At 45.8% G+C, this 17506-nt stretch carries 20 protein-coding genes; 19 read left to right on the plus strand and 1 reads right to left on the minus strand.

Annotation, left to right across the window (positions count from 1 at the left end; translation table 11 throughout):
* Nucleotides 1–87: 87 nt before the first annotated feature.
* The 19 genes from J4N37_RS05145 to J4N37_RS05235 all read left to right on the plus strand — a co-directional run bounded on the left by J4N37_RS05145 (nucleotide 88) and on the right by J4N37_RS05235 (nucleotide 16943).
* Complete coding sequence (locus J4N37_RS05145) at nucleotides 88–1539, plus strand: methyl-accepting chemotaxis protein (RefSeq protein ID WP_252041815.1); 1452 nt, start codon at nucleotides 88–90, stop codon at nucleotides 1537–1539.
* A gap of 78 nt (nucleotides 1540–1617) precedes the next feature.
* Nucleotides 1618–2232: a Holliday junction branch migration protein RuvA gene (gene ruvA / locus J4N37_RS05150; protein ID WP_010447275.1), complete on the plus strand. Its 615-nt coding sequence runs from the start codon at nucleotides 1618–1620 to the stop codon at nucleotides 2230–2232.
* A gap of 21 nt (nucleotides 2233–2253) precedes the next feature.
* The gene (gene ruvB, locus J4N37_RS05155) at nucleotides 2254–3258 is read left to right on the plus strand and encodes a Holliday junction branch migration DNA helicase RuvB (protein ID WP_252041816.1); all 1005 of its coding nucleotides are present in this window, start codon (nucleotides 2254–2256) and stop codon (nucleotides 3256–3258) included.
* Between the two features lie 461 nt (nucleotides 3259–3719).
* The gene (gene cydA, locus J4N37_RS05160; RefSeq protein ID WP_010447279.1) at nucleotides 3720–5306 is read left to right on the plus strand and encodes a cytochrome ubiquinol oxidase subunit I; all 1587 of its coding nucleotides are present in this window, start codon (nucleotides 3720–3722) and stop codon (nucleotides 5304–5306) included.
* A 17-nt stretch (nucleotides 5307–5323) separates the two neighbouring features.
* Nucleotides 5324–6460 carry a cytochrome d ubiquinol oxidase subunit II gene (gene cydB / locus J4N37_RS05165; protein WP_010447280.1) on the plus strand — a complete coding sequence of 379 codons (1137 nt, stop codon included), beginning with the start codon at nucleotides 5324–5326 and terminating at the stop codon, nucleotides 6458–6460.
* Nucleotides 6461–6472: 12 nt separating this feature from the next.
* On the plus strand, nucleotides 6473–6580 hold the full coding sequence (gene cydX / locus J4N37_RS05170; protein WP_000270285.1) for a cytochrome bd-I oxidase subunit CydX: 108 nt from the start codon (nucleotides 6473–6475) through the stop codon (nucleotides 6578–6580).
* Nucleotides 6573–6875, plus strand: coding sequence for a cyd operon protein YbgE (gene ybgE, locus J4N37_RS05175; RefSeq protein WP_010447290.1), 303 nt, complete (start codon nucleotides 6573–6575; stop codon nucleotides 6873–6875). Before cydX ends, ybgE begins: the two co-directional genes overlap by 8 nt.
* Before the next feature lie 172 nt (nucleotides 6876–7047).
* Nucleotides 7048–7467 carry a tol-pal system-associated acyl-CoA thioesterase gene (ybgC, locus tag J4N37_RS05180; RefSeq protein ID WP_010447291.1) on the plus strand — a complete coding sequence of 140 codons (420 nt, stop codon included), beginning with the start codon at nucleotides 7048–7050 and terminating at the stop codon, nucleotides 7465–7467.
* On the plus strand, nucleotides 7457–8155 hold the full coding sequence (gene tolQ, locus J4N37_RS05185) for a protein TolQ (RefSeq protein WP_010447293.1): 699 nt from the start codon (nucleotides 7457–7459) through the stop codon (nucleotides 8153–8155). The genes ybgC and tolQ overlap by 11 nt, the downstream gene beginning before the upstream one ends.
* 3 nt (nucleotides 8156–8158) lie before the next feature.
* The gene (gene tolR, locus J4N37_RS05190; RefSeq protein WP_038885846.1) at nucleotides 8159–8602 is read left to right on the plus strand and encodes a protein TolR; all 444 of its coding nucleotides are present in this window, start codon (nucleotides 8159–8161) and stop codon (nucleotides 8600–8602) included.
* Nucleotides 8603–8615: 13 nt separating this feature from the next.
* Entirely contained in the window at nucleotides 8616–9683 is a 1068-nt protein-coding gene (gene tolA / locus J4N37_RS05195) for a cell envelope integrity protein TolA (RefSeq protein ID WP_252041818.1), read from the plus strand.
* A 12-nt stretch (nucleotides 9684–9695) separates the two neighbouring features.
* Nucleotides 9696–11048, plus strand: a complete 1353-nt coding sequence (gene tolB, locus J4N37_RS05200) for a Tol-Pal system beta propeller repeat protein TolB (RefSeq protein ID WP_252041819.1) — start codon at nucleotides 9696–9698, stop codon at nucleotides 11046–11048.
* Nucleotides 11049–11078: 30 nt separating this feature from the next.
* The gene (gene pal / locus J4N37_RS05205) at nucleotides 11079–11597 is read left to right on the plus strand and encodes a peptidoglycan-associated lipoprotein Pal (RefSeq protein ID WP_010447301.1); all 519 of its coding nucleotides are present in this window, start codon (nucleotides 11079–11081) and stop codon (nucleotides 11595–11597) included.
* 15 nt (nucleotides 11598–11612) lie between these two features.
* Nucleotides 11613–12377, plus strand: coding sequence for a tol-pal system protein YbgF (ybgF, locus tag J4N37_RS05210; RefSeq protein ID WP_252041820.1), 765 nt, complete (start codon nucleotides 11613–11615; stop codon nucleotides 12375–12377).
* Between the two features lie 164 nt (nucleotides 12378–12541).
* Nucleotides 12542–13603: a quinolinate synthase NadA gene (gene nadA, locus J4N37_RS05215; RefSeq protein WP_252041821.1), complete on the plus strand. Its 1062-nt coding sequence runs from the start codon at nucleotides 12542–12544 to the stop codon at nucleotides 13601–13603.
* Between the two features lie 133 nt (nucleotides 13604–13736).
* Entirely contained in the window at nucleotides 13737–14780 is a 1044-nt protein-coding gene (locus tag J4N37_RS05220) for a potassium channel family protein (protein ID WP_252041822.1), read from the plus strand.
* A complete protein-coding gene (locus J4N37_RS05225; protein WP_182025721.1) occupies nucleotides 14780–15196 on the plus strand; it encodes a DUF350 domain-containing protein in 417 nt (138 codons plus the stop codon). Before J4N37_RS05220 ends, J4N37_RS05225 begins: the two co-directional genes overlap by 1 nt.
* Nucleotides 15197–15204: 8 nt before the next feature.
* Entirely contained in the window at nucleotides 15205–15774 is a 570-nt protein-coding gene (locus J4N37_RS05230) for a DUF1190 domain-containing protein (RefSeq protein ID WP_049535761.1), read from the plus strand.
* Between the two features lie 5 nt (nucleotides 15775–15779).
* Nucleotides 15780–16943, plus strand: coding sequence for a glutathionylspermidine synthase family protein (locus J4N37_RS05235; RefSeq protein ID WP_252041823.1), 1164 nt, complete (start codon nucleotides 15780–15782; stop codon nucleotides 16941–16943).
* A 96-nt stretch (nucleotides 16944–17039) separates the two neighbouring features.
* On the opposite strand, the gene J4N37_RS05240 is transcribed toward J4N37_RS05235, so the two are convergent.
* Nucleotides 17040–17501, minus strand: coding sequence for a copper chaperone PCu(A)C (locus tag J4N37_RS05240; protein WP_252041825.1), 462 nt, complete (start codon nucleotides 17499–17501; stop codon nucleotides 17040–17042).
* Nucleotides 17502–17506 lie beyond the last annotated feature (5 nt).

Consider the following 17506-nt stretch of genomic DNA (forward strand, 5'->3'; position numbering starts at 1 on the left):
AGATTTAAGGATTAGATTTGTTGATAAAATGTTACAAAACTATAGTGGTCAGAGGTCTAATAAGAAATCAATCAAGGAAGATTGAACATGAATCCAGCCACGCTGTGGCGCAGTACATTTATGCCGCGCCAAACTCAATGGACAAGAACACAACAACGTCAAGCTGACATCCTTTCTCTATTCACTTTCATCGCTTTTCTCGTCGGGATCTACAGCCTGATCAAATGGTCCAAACATGGACATGAAAGCTTAATCTTCACCTCAGTACTCTTAATTGCACTCGAACTGGTATCCGCTTTCAGCCTGAAGTGGTTCAAGCAACCGGCATTGTCGCTTAATCTTGGCTTTGTCGGCATGTCGGTACACGCGCTCAATATCATTTACCAAAGTGGTGGTGTGGTTGATTCTACGCAAACCTATTGGGTTCCTCTGTTAGTTGTCGCTTTCTTCTTATCTGGCACTCGCATCATAGCGATCTCTTGGAGCGCGTTAGTGATAGCGGTTTCTGCGTTCATGACATTCCAGCATGTGTCTGGTGTTAGTTTCCCTCAACTCGTGTTGTCTGAATCTGCGCAGCGTGTAGAGATATGGTCGGGTACTGTGCTACCACTGGTGGTGATTTGTATTGCACAAGCTTTTACTGCCAAGCAGCGAGATATTGCGATTGAAAGTGCAGAGAAAGCCAAAGCAGAGAGTGAGTTGGTGGCGCAAAAGGCAACAGAAGGGGAGTTGCGTTTGGCCGAGGTACTAGAGCAAGCAAATAAGAATTCGACTGAGCTCAAGCAAGTTTCCCAAGTGCTCGATAAACAATCTTCTCAGTTAGATGTTCAAGTGAATGCACTTAATGTAAACAGTGAATCCCAAGCCAGCGCGGCAGAGCAGATGAGCCAGCAAGTGCATCATATGGCGACGGGGATTGAAGAGTCGGGCAAGTTCGTTGAAGAGCTGCGTGAGAAAAGTGAAGAGGTTCACCAACAGGCAGAGAAAAGCTCTGAGTTGCTTGAAGACTCCACCCAAGCTATCAGCCAAATAATCAGCAGCCATGAAGACATCATGAAAGTGGCAGACTTAATTACGTCGGTCGCGGAACAAACCAATCTATTGGCACTCAATGCGGCGATTGAAGCGGCGAGAGCCGGTGAGCAAGGTAGGGGCTTTGCGGTCGTTGCCGACCAAGTACGCGATCTTTCTGCTAAGAGCAGTGAGTCCGCGGTTGAGATTCGCAACTTACTTGATCGCAGTGAGCAAGAAGTAAAGCATGGTCAAAGTGTTGTGACGTCAAGTACCGAGCGTATGAACACCATTATTCAGCAAGTGACCACTATTTCTCATGATGTACAGAGCCTGTCCAGTCTCATGGCAACACAAATGACGGCACTCAAAGAGTTGGATGAAGCGAGCAGTGAGGTCGCCAATGGCGTAGTTAACACCAAAACCATCGCTGAGACGGTAGCGCAATACGGTGCTGAACTGAACGGCCAAGTAGTCGCAGTGCGTAACCTTACTCAACAGCTTGATCAAGTTGTCTCAAAAATCTAAACCCACTGCATAAAGAACTGGATGTCTATCCAGTTCTTTATTATCCTGTCGCAAATTCATTTCCAAAGAGTATTTATAGTGATTGGACGTCTTCGCGGCACTCTGCTTGAAAAGCAACCACCTGAAGTTTTAATTGAAGTTAATGGCATTGGTTATGAAGTTCAGATGCCAATGAGCTGCTTCTACGAACTGCCAAATGTCGGCGAAGAAGCCATTATTTATACTCACTTTGTTGTGCGTGAAGACGCGCAATTGCTTTACGGTTTCAACACAGTAAAAGAGCGTGCACTTTTCCGTGAAGTGATTAAAGCGAACGGTGTTGGTCCTAAGCTAGGTCTAGGTATCCTTTCTGGCATGACGGCAAGCCAATTCGTTTCTTGCGTAGAGCGTGAAGACATTTCAACGCTTGTAAAACTTCCGGGTGTGGGTAAGAAGACGGCAGAACGCCTCGTAGTTGAAATGAAAGACCGCCTGAAAGGTTGGGGCGCTGGCGATCTCTTTACGCCGTTTACCGATGCTGCACCTGCAGACGCTGGTTCTGCGGCTTCTAACAACGCAGAAGAAGAAGCAATCAGTGCGCTTCTTGCTCTAGGCTACAAGCCGACTCAAGCGTCGAAAGTGGTTTCTCAGATCGCTAAACCGGATATGACCAGTGAGCAACTGATCCGTGAAGCACTAAAATCGATGGTGTAACGGAAAGTCCAAGGGAACAATATGATTGAAGCCGATCGTTTAATCGCGCCAGAAAATCCTTCGTTTCGTGAAGAAGACGTCATCGACCGCGCGATTCGTCCTAAGAAGCTGGCGGATTACCAAGGTCAGGATCACGTGCGTGATCAGATGGAGATTTTCATCAAAGCCGCGCAGCTGCGAAATGAAGCGCTCGACCACCTTTTGATTTTTGGTCCTCCAGGTTTGGGTAAAACCACGCTTGCGAACATCGTTGCCAATGAGATGGAAGTGAACATTCGCACCACATCTGGCCCTGTGCTTGAAAAAGCAGGGGACTTAGCAGCGCTGTTGACCAACTTAGAAGAAAACGACGTGCTGTTCATTGACGAGATCCACCGCTTAAGCCCAATGGTTGAAGAGGTGTTGTATCCAGCAATGGAAGACTACCAGTTAGACATCATGATTGGTGAAGGTCCTGCAGCGCGTTCTATCAAAATAGATTTGCCACCTTTCACTTTGATTGGTGCAACGACGCGCGCTGGTTCTTTGACTTCGCCACTTCGTGATCGCTTCGGTATTACGCAACGCCTTGAGTATTATAAAGTGAAAGACTTGCAAGATATCGTTCAGCGTAGTGCGGATTGCTTAGGGCTGTCGATGGAATCGGAAGGGGCGTTGGAAGTTGCTCGCCGTGCTCGTGGTACACCTCGTATCGCTAACCGCCTGCTACGCCGCGTTCGTGACTATGCCGAAGTTAAAGGCAATGGGCATATTTGTGCAGGAACGGCAGACAAAGCCTTGAACATGCTCGATGTGGATGCTGAAGGTTTCGATTATATGGACCGTAAGCTGCTATTAGCGATCATGGAGAAATTTGGCGGTGGTCCTGTCGGTTTGGACAACATGGCGGCGGCGATTGGTGAAGAGAAAGACACCATCGAAGACGTTCTTGAACCATATCTAATCCAACAAGGCTATTTACAACGCACCCCGCGTGGGAGAATTGCCACCGATCGTGCTTATCTGCATTTTGGAATTGAAAAGTAAGATTCCATATTTGACAAATGTACGCTTGATATTTCACCAAGAGTGATGAGAGTCTCATTTATCAAATCCCAACTAATACTTTTTAGGTAAGAGCATTTTATAGATTGTTAATACTATGTTCTTACCTAACTCTGACAAAACTCTCCTGATTACCTCCCGTTAACATACTCATCGAATATTGGTTGATCTGGATCAATGTGATGGATTTTTGTGCAAATTCACAGATGAAACATTGATATACATCAAAGCGGAATCCCACCATAAACCTTTTGAAACAATCTGTTTTTAGAAGTAATATTAGCCCTAGCTATATTAGCTGATGCTTAACAATTAACTAACCAATGAAGCACATTTTTGCAACAAGATGCTGTGATAATTCAACATCTTTCAAGTGTGAATAACACTTGTGTATGGAATGCAATATGTAGAGAGTGTCATTCAGCCGACACATAGGAGTTATCATGATTGACGTAGTTGATCTGTCGCGGTTGCAGTTTGCACTGACAGCGATGTATCACTTCCTATTCGTACCATTGACTCTTGGTATGGCCTTCCTTTTGGCCATTATGGAATCAATGTACGTAATGACGAACAAGCAAATCTATAAGGACATGACCAAGTTCTGGGGTAAGCTGTTCGGTATTAACTTTGCACTTGGTGTGGCTACCGGCCTAACCATGGAGTTCCAGTTTGGTACGAACTGGTCTTACTACTCGCACTACGTGGGTGACATTTTCGGTGCGCCACTGGCGATCGAAGCACTGGTTGCGTTCTTCCTGGAGTCAACTTTTGTTGGTCTATTCTTCTTCGGGTGGGATCGTCTATCAAAACGTCAACACTTAGCAGTAACCTGGCTGGTTGCGCTTGGTTCTAACTTCTCTGCACTTTGGATTCTTATCGCAAACGGCTGGATGCAAAACCCAGTTGGTGCAGAATTCAACTTCGAAACAATGCGTATGGAAATGGTGAGCTTTGCAGAAGTTGTACTAAACCCTGTAGCGCAAGTTAAGTTTGTACACACAGTAGCATCTGGCTACACGTGTGGTGCAATGTTCGTGTTGGGTATCAGCTCATACTACCTAATCAAAGGTCGTGACATCGCATTTGCTCGTCGTTCATTCGCGATTGCAGCTTCATTCGGTATGGCAGCAATCCTGTCTACTATCGTGCTAGGTGATGAATCTGGTTACGAGCTTGGTGAAGTACAAAAAGTGAAACTTGCAGCAGTTGAAGCAGAATGGCACACAGAGCCAGCGCCTGCGGCATTTACACTGTTTGGTCTTCCAAACCAAGAAACGATGAACACTGATTACGCAATCAAGATCCCTTACGTAATGGGTATTATCGCGACTCGTTCATTTGACGAGCAAGTAACAGGCCTACATGATCTGCGTGAGGAGCACGTTGACCGCATCCGCACGGGTATGTATGCGTACGAATTGCTTGAAAAACTGCGTGCAGGTGACAAATCTGAAGCAAACATGACTGCGTTTGACGAAGTGAAAGGTGATCTAGGTTACGGTCTACTTCTGAAGCGCTACACAGACAACGTCGTTGATGCGACAGAAGACCAAATCCAAGCTGCTGCGGATGACTCTATCCCGACAGTGTGGCCGCTATTCTGGTCGTTCCGTATCATGGTTGCGTGTGGCTTCATCATGCTATTCGTCTTTGGTGCTGCATTCGTTCAGACATGTCGTCAGAAAATTGAGCAGAAACAATGGATTCTTAAAGCTGCGCTATTCAGCATCCCTCTACCTTGGATTGCGATTGAAGCTGGTTGGTTTGTTGCAGAATACGGTCGTCAACCGTGGGCTGTTGGTGAAATCCTACCAGTACACGTAGCAGCGTCAGCATTAACCGCTGGTGAAATCTGGACTTCACTATTTGCAATCCTAGCGCTATACACTGCGTTCTTAATTGCAGAAGTATACCTAATGGTGAAATTCGCTCGTAAAGGTCCAAGCAGCCTGAAAACTGGTCGCTACCACTTCGAGCAGAATGCTGACTCTGTTGAAGACAAAGTTAGCCGCCAAGTAGAAGCGTAAGGCAAGGAGACAACAAGATGTTTGATTACGAAATCTTGCGATTCATCTGGTGGGTACTGATCGGTGTTCTACTAGTTGGTTTTGCAATTACTGATGGTTTCGATATGGGTGTAGGCGCGCTTGTACCTATTATCGGTAAAAACGACACTCAACGTCGTGTAATGATTAACTCAATCGCTCCGCACTGGGATGGTAACCAAGTTTGGCTTATCACCGCTGGTGGTGCATTGTTCGCAGCTTGGCCTTTGGTTTACGCAACATCGTTCTCTGGTTTCTACCTAGCGATGATCGTTACCCTAGCGGCACTTTGGCTACGTCCAATCGGTCTCGATTACCGTTCAAAGATTGAAGATAAAAAGTGGCGCAACACTTGGGATATCTGTATCTCAATCAGTGGCTTCGTTCCACCAATCATCTTCGGTGTTGCGTTTGGTAACCTTCTACAAGGCGTACCATTCCAATTGAACGATTTCCTAATGCCAACGTACCATGGTTCATTCTTTGGTCTACTAAACCCATTTGCTCTGCTATGTGGTCTAGTGAGCTTGTTTATGATCCTAATGCAAGGTGCAACTTGGCTTCAAATGAAGACAACTGGCGAAGTACATACTCGTGCTCGTAACGTAGCTCAGCTAACTGGTCTACTAACAGTGGTTGCATTTGTAGTAGCGGGTTTCTGGATCCAAAGCATCGAAGGTTACGTAATCGTAGGTGGTATCGACACAGCAGCAGCTTCTAACCCTCTAAACAAAGAGGTTATCCGTGAAGCTGGTGCTTGGATGAACAACTTCGAAGCTTACCCACTGCTATGGGCTGCACCTGTACTGGGTGTTGCAATGCCACTTCTAGCGGTATTAGCATCTCGCCTAGAGAAGTGTGGTATTGCATTCCTAACGTCAAGCCTTGGTAATGCTGGTGTTATCTTCACTGCTGGTTTTGCAATGTTCCCATTCGTAATGCCTTCAGACCTAATGCCAAACCAAAGTCTGACAATGTGGGATGCAACTTCATCTGAGCTGACGTTGAACCTAATGACAGGCGTTGCGTTTGTTATGGTTCCAATCATCCTGGCTTACACGTCTTGGACTTACTACAAGATGTTCGGTCGCTTGGATGACAAGTTTATTGAAGAAAACAAAAACTCACTTTACTAAGGAGCGATCACTATGTGGTATTTCGCATGGATTCTAGGTGTACTACTTGCTTGTGCATTCGGTATCATCAATGCTCTTTGGTTAGAGCATACTGAAATGATGGATAAAGACAGTGAGTAATCTCGCTGACAAGGTAGCAAAACTTCACGAACCAATGGACAAGACTCTGTTGAGAGTCTTGGCCTTAATCCTCGGCTTTATGCATGTTGGATTGGTGATGTGGGACCCAAATGCGTATCATCGAGAGATTGGTGGCTTTAACGCATTTATTGCACCAGCGCTGATTTGGGCATTATGCTCCAGCATGGTATATGGGGTAGGTTTCAAACCGAGAAACTGGTACTGGCAAGTGTTGTTCAGTCCTTATTTCTCACTTGCTATCTTAAGTTATCTAACTGCACTGTATTTCATGTAAGCGTTACGTTCTGAAATAAAGTCGGTTATTAAATCATCGAAATAAAAGCCAGACTTATTGTCTGGCTTTTATTTTTTCTACAAAATTCAAAAATATTCCCTTCGTTCAGTACCAATTACTGCCGCTTCAGTTATAGTAATTGCTTTAAAGAATTGAAATTACTGGTACTCCCTTGCAAGGCACATCAAATCCCTTCCGCTGGCCGATCACCGTGTATTACGAAGATACCGATGCGGGTGGCGTTGTATATCACTCTAATTATTTAAAATTCTTTGAACGTGCACGCACTGAGATGTTGCGTGCAAAAGGCATTTCTCAGCATGTGTTATTGGAACAAAACATTGGCTTTGTTGTCCGACACATGGATATCGATTTCAACCAAGGGGCGAGACTGGACGAGCATTTGACCGTTCTTACCCGAGTGTCAGAAATAAAACGTGCATCTCTGCAATTCTGTCAAGAATTAGTCAATGATGAAGGCAAAACATTGTGCAAGACAATTGTTAAGGTAGCATGTATCGATAATAAGAAAATGAAACCAATAGCTATCCCATCTTTTATCAATTCGGAGCTAACAAATAGTGACTGCTGATATTTCCATTTTAGATCTCTTTCTTCAGGCCAGTCTGTTGGTAAAGCTTGTGATGTTGACCCTGTTAGGCATGTCAATTGCGTCATGGGCGATGATCATTAAGCGCAGCAAAGTATTATCTCAAGCATCAAAAGACGCTGAGTCGTTTGAAGACAAATTTTGGTCTGGTACCGATCTTTCACAGCTATACCAGAAAGTAAAAGCTCGTAAAGACGAGATTGGCGGTACAGAAGAAATCTTTTACGCAGGTTTCACTGAGTTTGCTCGACTACGTAAGAGCAACGCTAACTCTCCTGCTTACATCATGGAAGGCACTGGCCGAGCGATGCGTGTTTCTGTAGCTCGTGAAGTCGATGAGCTAGAAACAAGCCTGCCTTTCCTTGCGACAGTCGGTTCTATTAGCCCATACATCGGCCTATTTGGTACGGTTTGGGGCATCATGCATGCCTTTATTGCTTTGGGTGAAGTAAAACAAGCGACGCTTTCTATGGTAGCACCAGGTATTGCTGAAGCTTTGATTGCAACCGCAATGGGTCTGTTTGCGGCGATTCCAGCGGTAATGGCGTACAACCGTCTAAGCAATAAAGTGAGTAAGCTTGAGCACACATACGCGACTTTCTCTGAAGAATTCCACAGTATCCTGCATCGTCAAGCAATGGCAGGCAGAGATGGCTCGGATAAGGAATAGTCGATGGCGGGCTATCAACCTAAAAAGCGTAAAATGACAGCAGAGATCAACGTCGTTCCTTATATAGACGTAATGCTCGTGTTGTTGATTATTTTCATGGCAACAGCGCCCTTTGTTACTCAAGGGGTTGACGTTGATCTTCCAAAAACGTCAACCGCAGAATCGATGCAAGAGTTGGCGGGTGACACTGACAGTAGTTTCATCATCATTGAAATCGATCGTGACGGTAATTTAGGACTGAGCGTGAATGATGAAGAAGTCCAGCGCGGTCTATCTCTGCAAGATGTCATTGTTCGAGTAAAAGCGGAGCGTGAAATCAAACCGGATTCGCCAGTTGCGGTTGGTGGTGATGCGGCAACGCCTTACGCAGACGTAGTAATTCTGCTTGATGAGCTAAGTCGTGCTGGTATTCCAAAAGTTGGTCTGATGACTGATATCAGGGAATAGACATCGAAGATCTATGAAAGATAACAAGAAAAAAGCCAAAGAATATACCAAACCGATAGCGATATCGGTGGGTTTGCATGCGCTGTTAGTCGTGGCGTTGCTTTGGGGGACGGATTTCACCATGTCCAAACCCGAGCCAACAGGGCAAATGGTTCAGGCGGTGGTGATTGATCCAAAACTTGTTCAGCAGCAGGCGAAAGAGATTCGTCAGCAGCGCGAAAAAGCCGCGAAGAAAGAGCAAGATCGTCTTGATAAGTTACGACGAGAAGCTGAGCAGCTTGAAAAAAACCGCAAAGCTGAAGAAGAACAGATTCGCAAGCTGAAAGAACAGCAGGCGAAAGACGCCAAAGCAGCTCGTGAAGCCGAAGCGGCTCGTAAGAAGAAAGAACAAGAACGCAAGGCAGAAGAAGAACGCACTCGCAAAGAGAAAGAGCAAGCTGCAAAAGCGGAGAAAGAGCGTAAGGCCAAAGAAGAGGCCGTTCGAAAAGCTGAGCAGGAGCGTATCGCCAAAGAAGCAGCAATCGCTAAGGCCGAGCAAGAGCGTGTAGCGCGTGAGAAGGCCGCGAAAGAAGCGGAAGAAAAGGCTCGACGCGAACGTGAAGCGGCAGCGAAAGCGGAACAAGAGCGCATTGCTAAAGAAAAGGCAGCCAAAGAGGCAGCTGAAAAAGCGCGTAAAGAAAAAGAGCGTCTTGAGCGATTAGAGCGTGAACGTAAAGAGCAAGAAGCTGCGCTTGACGATATCTTCTCGGGGTTAGAAAGTGAAGCGAGTCAGAATACTGCAGCTCGAAACCAGTTCGTTGATGATGAATTGGCGCGTATGTCTTCAATCTATACTCAAAACATACAGCAAAGGCTGATTAAGGATGATTACCTGTTGGGAAAGGAGTGTAGGGTAAACATCAAACTCATTCCGACAGGGACAGATATGATGGTTTCAGGAGTTACGGTCCTTGGTGGAGATTCAAGGGTGTGCGCCGCTGCAAAAAGTGCGATCGCTCAAGTGGGTACTTTCCCAAAATCTACCGAAGCTTCTGTGAACGAAAGACTTAAAGATATCAACTTAACCGTTGCTTTAGACTAGAAGGAATAAGACGTGATTAAACGCCTTTTACTAGGAATGTTTGTACTGCTTGGCAGTATAACGAACGTGGCTCACGCTGCATTAGAGCTGGTCATTACTGATGGTATTGATTCAGCACGACCAATTGCTGTTGTTCCCTTTAAATGGGAAGGAAGCCAACCACTGCCGACAGATGTTTCTGCTGTTATCGCATCAGACCTTCAGCGTAGTGGTAAATTTAGCCCGATCCCTACCAACAAGATGCCTCAAACGCCTTTTAACGAATCTGAGGTTAACTTTGATGCTTGGACCAGTCTTGGCGTTGATGCTCTGTTAACAGGTAGCATTACTCAAAATGCGCAAGGCAATTTTGTTATCAACTACCAGCTAGTTGACGTAGTTCGTGGTCAGTTGACCGGTGGGCAAAGTCGAGCGCTTGGTGAAGATGGTGAACTTGTTCTGTCTAAGGATCATGTACTGTTCAACAAGGTTGCAACGGTTGAAGCCCCACGAATGCGTGAATACGCTCACCGTATCTCCGATTTGGTATACGAGCAATTGACGGGTGAACGCGGTGCGTTTATGACGCGCATTGCGTACGTGGTGGTGAATGATAAAGATCGCTTCCCTTACCAGCTTCGAGTCGCTGATTATGATGGTTTTAACGAGCGATTAGTCCTTCGTTCAAAGCAGCCGTTGATGTCACCAGCTTGGTCGCCTGATGGTCAAAAACTAGCATACGTAAGCTTCCAGAACGGCCAAGCTGAAATCTTCATTATGAATATTTATACGGGTGAGCGTGAGAAGGTTACGTCATACCCTCGTCATAATGGTGCGCCAAGATTCTCACCGGATGGCAATAAGCTGGCGTTAGTGTTGTCTAAGACGGGATCGTTACAGGTCTACACTTTAGACCTAAAAACTCGCAAGCTGACACAAATTACGCGTGGCAGATCAAATAATACAGAACCATTCTGGCATCCGGATGGAAAATCGTTGATTTTTACGTCGGATAGGGGTGGTAAACCACAGATTTATCAAGTAAATTTGGGCGATAGTTCAATTAATCGTCTGACGTGGCAAGGTAGTCAAAACTTGGGTGGTCAAATTACTCCTGATGGCCGATTCCTTATTATGGTGAATCGAAGCAATTCAGGCTTTAATCTGGCTAAGCAAGATTTGGAAACTGGTTCATTGCAAGTACTTACTAAAACCCTACTTGATGAGTCACCGAGCATTGCCCCAAATGGTGGCATGGTGATTTACAGCTCGATTTACAACAAGAAAAATGTACTGTCGATGGTGTCTATTGATGGTCGATTTAAAGCTAGATTACCGGCAACAAATGGGCGTGTCAGAGCTCCCGCATGGTCTCCGTTTTTGTAGCAATAAGTTTGATTAATGAAGGAAAATAAGATGCAACTTAACAAGGTTCTAAAAGGACTACTAATCGCACTTCCTGTAATGGCTGTTACAGCGTGTAGTTCTAGTGACGACGCTGCTTCTAACACTGGCGCAGAAACTAACAACTCTGCGGAGACTACAGTAGTAACTCCAATTGACCCAAATGGTCAGCTAACAGAGCAAGAGCTAAAAGAGCAAGCACTACGTGAAACTCAAACAATCTACTTCGCGTTTGATAACTCAACAATCGCTGGTGATTACGAAGAGATGTTAGCTGCTCACGCTGCTTACCTAAGCAAGAACCCTGCGCTTAAAGTAACGGTTGAAGGTCACGCAGACGAGCGCGGCACTCCTGAGTACAACATCGCTCTAGGCGAGCGTCGTGCTCAAGCAGTTGCTAACTACCTACAAGCACTAGGTGTACAAGCAGATCAAATCTCTATCGTTTCTTACGGTGAAGAAAAACCACTTCTTCTAGGTCAATCTGAAGAAGTTTACGCTAAGAACCGTCGTGCGGTTCTAGTGTACTAATCTGAGGTAAACCTCATGTTCAGTAACACTAAGCGCGCTGTTACGCTTACGTTACTGGCAAGTGCAGCGAACTTCGCGTTCGCTGCACCAGCTCCAGTATCAGACCTCAACAGCACCTCATCGACCGCATCACAGACTCGCTCGGGTCCAGAAACTGATATCGAACGTCTAGAGCGTTTGCTACAAAATCGCAATCGCGTTCAAGTACAAATGCAGGGACAGATTGATCAGATGTCTCAGGAAATCAGTGATCTTCGTGGTGAGTTAGAGCGCAACAGCTATGAAATGCAGCAAATGCTTAAGAGACAGCGAGAGTTGTTTGTAGAGCTTGATCGTATTCGTGGTGAAATGAAAGCGGCTCCAGCTGCGGCAGAGAAAAAGTCAGCTGAAACAGGTGGTAAGTACAGTTCTAACGTAGATGAGCAAACCGCGTATCAAAATGCGGTTGACCTTATCCTTAAAAAACGTGACTACACCGGCGCGATTGCAGCTTTCCAGCAGTTCCAGAAAGATTATCCTGATTCTACCTATTCAGCGAACTCACACTACTGGCTAGGTCAGCTGTACTTTGCTAAGAAGCAGGACAAAGAAGCGGTGAAGAGTTTTGCGGCGGTTGTTTCTTACAAAGAATCTAACAAGCGTGCAGACGCATTGGTTAAGCTAGGTGATATCGCTGAGCGTAACAACAATGCTGCGCAGGCGAAAAAATACTATCAGCAAGTTGTGGATGAGTATCCAGGCAGTGCTTCGGCGAAAGTCGCAAGCTCTAAGCTGAAGTAAACAAAGTCAAAAGGGAGCCTAGCTCCCTTTTTCTTTGCTCGCTCTTTTCAAGGTATAACAAAGATATACGGCTAGACTGCTACAAATTCCTGTTACGGGTTGGTTTTTGAAAATCAACAAGGTTACAATACTCGGATTAAAGGAAGTTGCGTAGAGCAAGAGCAATGAGCCACATATTAGATAAAATCGATACAGTTTACCCATTCCCACCAAAACCAATCCCATTAAGCCAAGAAGAAAAAGCCGATTACATCGCGCGAATCAAAAAGCTGCTTAAGGAGAAGGACGCGGTATTAATCGCGCACTACTACACCGACCCTGAAATTCAAGCTTTAGCTGAAGAAACCGGCGGTTTTGTTGGTGACTCGCTAGAAATGGCGAAATTTGGTAACCGCCACCCTGCAAGCACACTGATCATCGGTGGTGTTCGCTTTATGGGTGAATCAGCAAAGATCCTAACGCCTGAAAAACGCATTCTAATGCCAACGCTAGAAGCGGAATGTTCGCTTGACCTTGGTTGCCCGGCGGACAAGTTCAGCGAGTTCTGTGACGCTCACCCTGACCACACGGTAGTGGTATACGCAAATACTTCTGCGGCAGTAAAAGCACGCGCAGATTGGGTTGTGACTTCTAGTATTGCTCTTGAAATCGTTGAGCACCTAGACGCGGAAGATAAACCAATCATCTGGGGCCCTGACCGTCACTTAGGTTCTTACATTGCGAACAAAACTGGCGCCGACATGTTGCTATGGCAAGGTGAGTGTGTGGTTCACGACGAGTTCTCTGCAGATGCACTACGCAAGATGAGGAGCGTATACCCAGATGCGGCAATCCTAGTTCACCCAGAGTCACCAGCAAGTGTGGTTGAGCTTGCAGATGCAGTTGGTTCGACTAGCCAGCTAATTAAAGCGGCGAAAGAGTTACCTCATCAGCAAATGATCGTCGCTACTGACAAAGGTATCTTCTTTAAGATGCAGCAGCTAGTGCCGGAAAAAGAATTGATAGAAGCGCCAACAGCAGGTGCGGGCGCGACGTGTCGCAGCTGTGCACATTGCCCATGGATGGCGATGAACGGTCTTAAAGCGATTGAAAAGGCACTGAGTGAAGGTGGTGCAGAGCACGAAATCTTCGTTGATGAAGCACTGCGTGTGAAATCACTCATCCCGTTGAACCGCATGTTGGACTTCGCAGAGCAACTAAACATGCAAGTAAAAGGCAACGCTTAGTTGTTCAGTCCTGTTTAGGCAAAAGCTTGCTAAGACAAATCGCAAAAACCAGCCGAATGTGGCTGGTTTTTTTATTTCTTACAATCAATAGGTTAGTATTTAGTTATAGCAATCAGAAAGGAATCGGAAACTTATGGCTGTATGGCTAGTACTGAAAAAGTGGCTAAGTACCCATCTTTTTAAGTTGAGCAACCGAAATCTTCTCGTCATTAGTGGCGCCTACATTGCCATCTCGTGGTTGTTGCTGGCTCTTGCAGGAGAGCATGCACTGACCGATAACTTCTCAAACTTCATTTACTACCTCATGGTGACCGCTTCAACGGTTGGCTATGGCGACTTATCACCCTCAAGTGATATGGGTAAGTGGGTAGTGGTGTTATTTATTATCCCTGGCGGTTTGAGCTTATTTGCTGCCATTTTGGGACGAGTTGCAGGCGGGGCGATTGACTATTGGCGAGCAGGCATACTGGGTAAACGGAGAGTAAGAGTGGAAAACCATATCGTATTACTGGGTTGGAATGGCGCACGCACTATGCACCTTATCCGCATGTTACAGCATGAAGAAGAGGGCAAACGCCCAATCGTGTTATGCAGTCGTTCAGATATTGAAAACCCATTACCGGGTGAAATTGGTTTTATTAAGGTGAACAGTTACACCGATGCGCAAGAGATGAAGAATGCCAACATTACCGGAGCTAACTGTATTATTGTTGATAATCTTAGCGATGATATTACTCTCTCGGCCGCCTTGTATTGTGCTTCGGTCAACCCTGATGCACACTTGCTCGCCTACTTTAAAGATGAAGCGTTGGGACGATTGCTCAGTCAGCATTGCCCTAAGGCAGAGTGCATTCCAGCGGTAGGCGCAGAGATGCTTGCCAAAGCTGCAGTGGATCCAGGTTCAAGCGCGTTACACCAAGAATTACTTGCTTCTACACGAGGTATGACGCAGTACTCAGTGATTTACCCACAAGAGCAACCGACGACCAGCGTGGAAAAGATTTTCGGATTTATCAAGAAGCATCACCAAGCAACGTTGATCGCATTCGATCTCGGCGACGGGATTGAACTCAACCCAGACTTAAATGCCCAAGTGCCGCCAAGCACTAAGCTGTTTTATATTGCCGACGAGCGAATTGATGACTTCGCTTGGACTGACATGAACAAGGATAAATAATGCATATGATTGCCGACCTGTTGGCGGGGTTCCCTAACTTTCTTCTCTACTTCTCCGTTTCGATCGTTTTCGTACTGGCGTTCAAATTCGTCTATGTAAAACTGACACCGTACGATGAATGGCATCTGATCAAAGAAGAGAAAAATACTGCGGCGGCAGTCGCATTAAGTGGGGCGTTCCTTGGCTACTGCCTCGCTATTGCGGGTGCTGCAACCAACTCAGTCAATATTGTAGATTTTATGGTGTGGGGCATCGTTGCGATGCTGGCACAGATAATTGCGTTCGGTATTGTGCGTTTTATTCTGCTGCCGAAAGTATCGGAGCGTATTGAGAATGATGAAGTACCAGCAGGCATTGTTTTAGCTGCCGTCTCTGTATCTGTCGGTGTGCTTAACGCAGCCTGCATGACCTACTAGGAGGTTCGATGAAACGCAGTTCCAATGTGAAACGCTCCTCAATGGACAAGAGTTTTAAGGTCGGGCGAATCATTCCATTCGTTGCTTTCGGTGGGATTTTTTTCCTCGCAACTCAAGAATCAGAAACGGAAGGCTATATCTACGTCGATGCTGACGAGTGTAAATCTGCCGCGCCTGAATTCAGTGAGCAGTGTGACATCGCCTACCAAGAAGCAATGGCGCGTGCAGAAGAAAATGCGCCGCGCTACAACAACAAATATGAGTGCGAAAATGACTTTTACGAGGATGATTGTTACTACAGTTCTCGTCATCACTCATATGTCCCATTTGTTGGTGGTTACTTCTTCAGTCGCGCGGTGAGTGGGCTTAAGGGTTACAACAAAAGTTATTACTCAGAGCCGATGTATCGTTATAAATCGAAGTATTACAACGGTGCAGGGCAGTTTTACGGCTCTTATCGCAATCAATCCACTAAGGTTGCTACCAGTAGCCTAAATAAGCGCGGCGGCGGTACGATTGGTCGTGCGATGTCTCGCGGTGGCTTTGGTAAAGCTGTGTCAGTCAGTCGCGGCGGTTAACTGAAATGTTTCGACGAGAAATACAAGAAAGAGAAAACTGGCGTGAATTGGCACGCCAGTTTGGTTTTGGCTTCCATTCTATGTACGACCAACCGTATTGGGATGAGAGTGCTTACTATCAATTTACCCTTGAGCAGATAGAGAAAGACATTGAAGACCCAACGGAAGAGCTTCATCAAATGTGTCTTGAAATCGTCGATCAGGTTGTACGAAGTGAGCAGTTACTGACACAGTGTGCGATTCCCGAAGCAATGTGGTCACAAGTCGCTTCCTCTTGGCAACGAAGAGAGCCTTCTCTCTATTCAAGGATGGACTTTGCTTACAACGGCTCCTCTCCTGCAAAGTTATTAGAAAACAACGCAGACACACCAACGTCATTGTTTGAGACTGGCTTTTGGCAGTGGGTGTGGTTAGAGGATGTTGTCAATAAAGGGCGTATTCACCAAAGTGCGGATCAGTTTAATATTCTGCAGGACTTTCTGATTGAACGCTTTGCTGACATTGCCAAATTGCAGCCGGGTCAAACGCTGCATTTTAGTTGTTGCAAATACACCGAAGAAGACAAAGGTACGGTGCAATACCTAGAAGACTGCGCAAGGGAGGCTGGGTTAGCAACCGCTTTTGTTTTTGTTGAAGATATTGGTGTGACACAAGATGGGCAATTTGTGGATGCTGATGGCAGAGCGATTCGCTGGATGTTCAAACTCTACCCGTGGGAGTTTATGTTCGAAGAGGAATACAGCCAGTATCTCGCAACATCGAGTGTGAACTGGTTAGAGCCAATGTGGAAATCGATTCTGTCTAACAAAGCGTTGTTGCCCTTGCTTTGGGAGAGGTTTCCAAATCATCCGAATCTTTTACCCGCGTATTTTGCCAATGATCCAAAAGCGGCTAGTTTAAAAGACTACGTTATTAAGCCTTTGTTTTCTCGCGAAGGTGCCAACATTGAGATTGTCAAAAATGGTCAGCGATTAGTGAAAACGCCGGGTCCATACGAATCGAACCAAAACATCATTCAACAATATCATCCGCTACCGAAATTTGGCTCAAGCCATACTTTGATTGGAAGTTGGCTCGTGAATGACAAAGCAGCAGGGATCTCGATTCGAGAAGACAGCAGTTTAGTGACTCAAGATATGGCGCGCTATGTTCCTCATATTATTCTTTGAGTGGTAGCGTTGGCTTGGTTTGCTCATAATATTTGTTTCGCAAAAACTAAGCCTCTCGAGTATGAGAGGCTTAGGACAGTGATTAACTACGATTCATCAGTGGCTATGTACGTGGCTATTTGCTTCTACTGCTAACTCAACCTCGATCGTTCCGGCATGTTTAAATTGCAGCGTCATCGGAAATCGTTCCCCCTTTTGGTAGGACTGCTTAGGATCGAAAATCATCAGGTGATAGCCACCTGGTTGGAACATCACGGTCTTCATTGTGCCAACTCGAACGCTGTCAATTTTTTTCATCATCATCATTCCGTCGCTCATTTCGTGGGTGTGTATTTCCACACGTTCGGCAATCGGGGTAGAAGCACCGATCAAGAAGTCATCTTTGCTTGAACCATTTTTTAGTTGGAAGAAACCAGCAATCACGGTCGCATTCGGTGGGGCTTCTCGACTCCAAGGATGATCTATTTGAATACTATCCTTTGCATATTCATGAGCACTCACGGGTGCGATGAGACAAACAGATAAAAATAGGGAGATGATTTTTAGCGCTTTTTTCATAATTA

Source organism: Vibrio sp. SCSIO 43153, assembly GCF_023716625.1.
GTDB classification, from domain to species: domain Bacteria; phylum Pseudomonadota; class Gammaproteobacteria; order Enterobacterales; family Vibrionaceae; genus Vibrio; species Vibrio rotiferianus.

Bases quoted from the DNA above. Each gene is read 5' to 3' on its own strand.
- tolA (WP_252041818.1), top strand. From the start codon at position 8,616: ATGAAAGATAACAAGAAAAAAGCCAAAGAATATACCAAACCGATAGCG.
- J4N37_RS05240 (WP_252041825.1), bottom strand. From the start codon at position 17,501: ATGAAAAAAGCGCTAAAAATCATCTCCCTATTTTTATCTGTTTGTCTC.
- nadA (WP_252041821.1), top strand. From the start codon at position 12,542: ATGAGCCACATATTAGATAAAATCGATACAGTTTACCCATTCCCACCA.
- tolR (WP_038885846.1), top strand. From the start codon at position 8,159: ATGGCGGGCTATCAACCTAAAAAGCGTAAAATGACAGCAGAGATCAAC.
- J4N37_RS05225 (WP_182025721.1), top strand. From the start codon at position 14,780: ATGCATATGATTGCCGACCTGTTGGCGGGGTTCCCTAACTTTCTTCTC.
- J4N37_RS05145 (WP_252041815.1), top strand. From the start codon at position 88: ATGAATCCAGCCACGCTGTGGCGCAGTACATTTATGCCGCGCCAAACT.
- J4N37_RS05230 (WP_049535761.1), top strand. From the start codon at position 15,205: ATGAAACGCAGTTCCAATGTGAAACGCTCCTCAATGGACAAGAGTTTT.
- ybgF (WP_252041820.1), top strand. From the start codon at position 11,613: ATGTTCAGTAACACTAAGCGCGCTGTTACGCTTACGTTACTGGCAAGT.
- pal (WP_010447301.1), top strand. From the start codon at position 11,079: ATGCAACTTAACAAGGTTCTAAAAGGACTACTAATCGCACTTCCTGTA.
- cydB (WP_010447280.1), top strand. From the start codon at position 5,324: ATGTTTGATTACGAAATCTTGCGATTCATCTGGTGGGTACTGATCGGT.
- cydX (WP_000270285.1), top strand. From the start codon at position 6,473: ATGTGGTATTTCGCATGGATTCTAGGTGTACTACTTGCTTGTGCATTC.
- J4N37_RS05220 (WP_252041822.1), top strand. From the start codon at position 13,737: ATGGCTGTATGGCTAGTACTGAAAAAGTGGCTAAGTACCCATCTTTTT.
- J4N37_RS05235 (WP_252041823.1), top strand. From the start codon at position 15,780: ATGTTTCGACGAGAAATACAAGAAAGAGAAAACTGGCGTGAATTGGCA.
- cydA (WP_010447279.1), top strand. From the start codon at position 3,720: ATGATTGACGTAGTTGATCTGTCGCGGTTGCAGTTTGCACTGACAGCG.
- ruvB (WP_252041816.1), top strand. From the start codon at position 2,254: ATGATTGAAGCCGATCGTTTAATCGCGCCAGAAAATCCTTCGTTTCGT.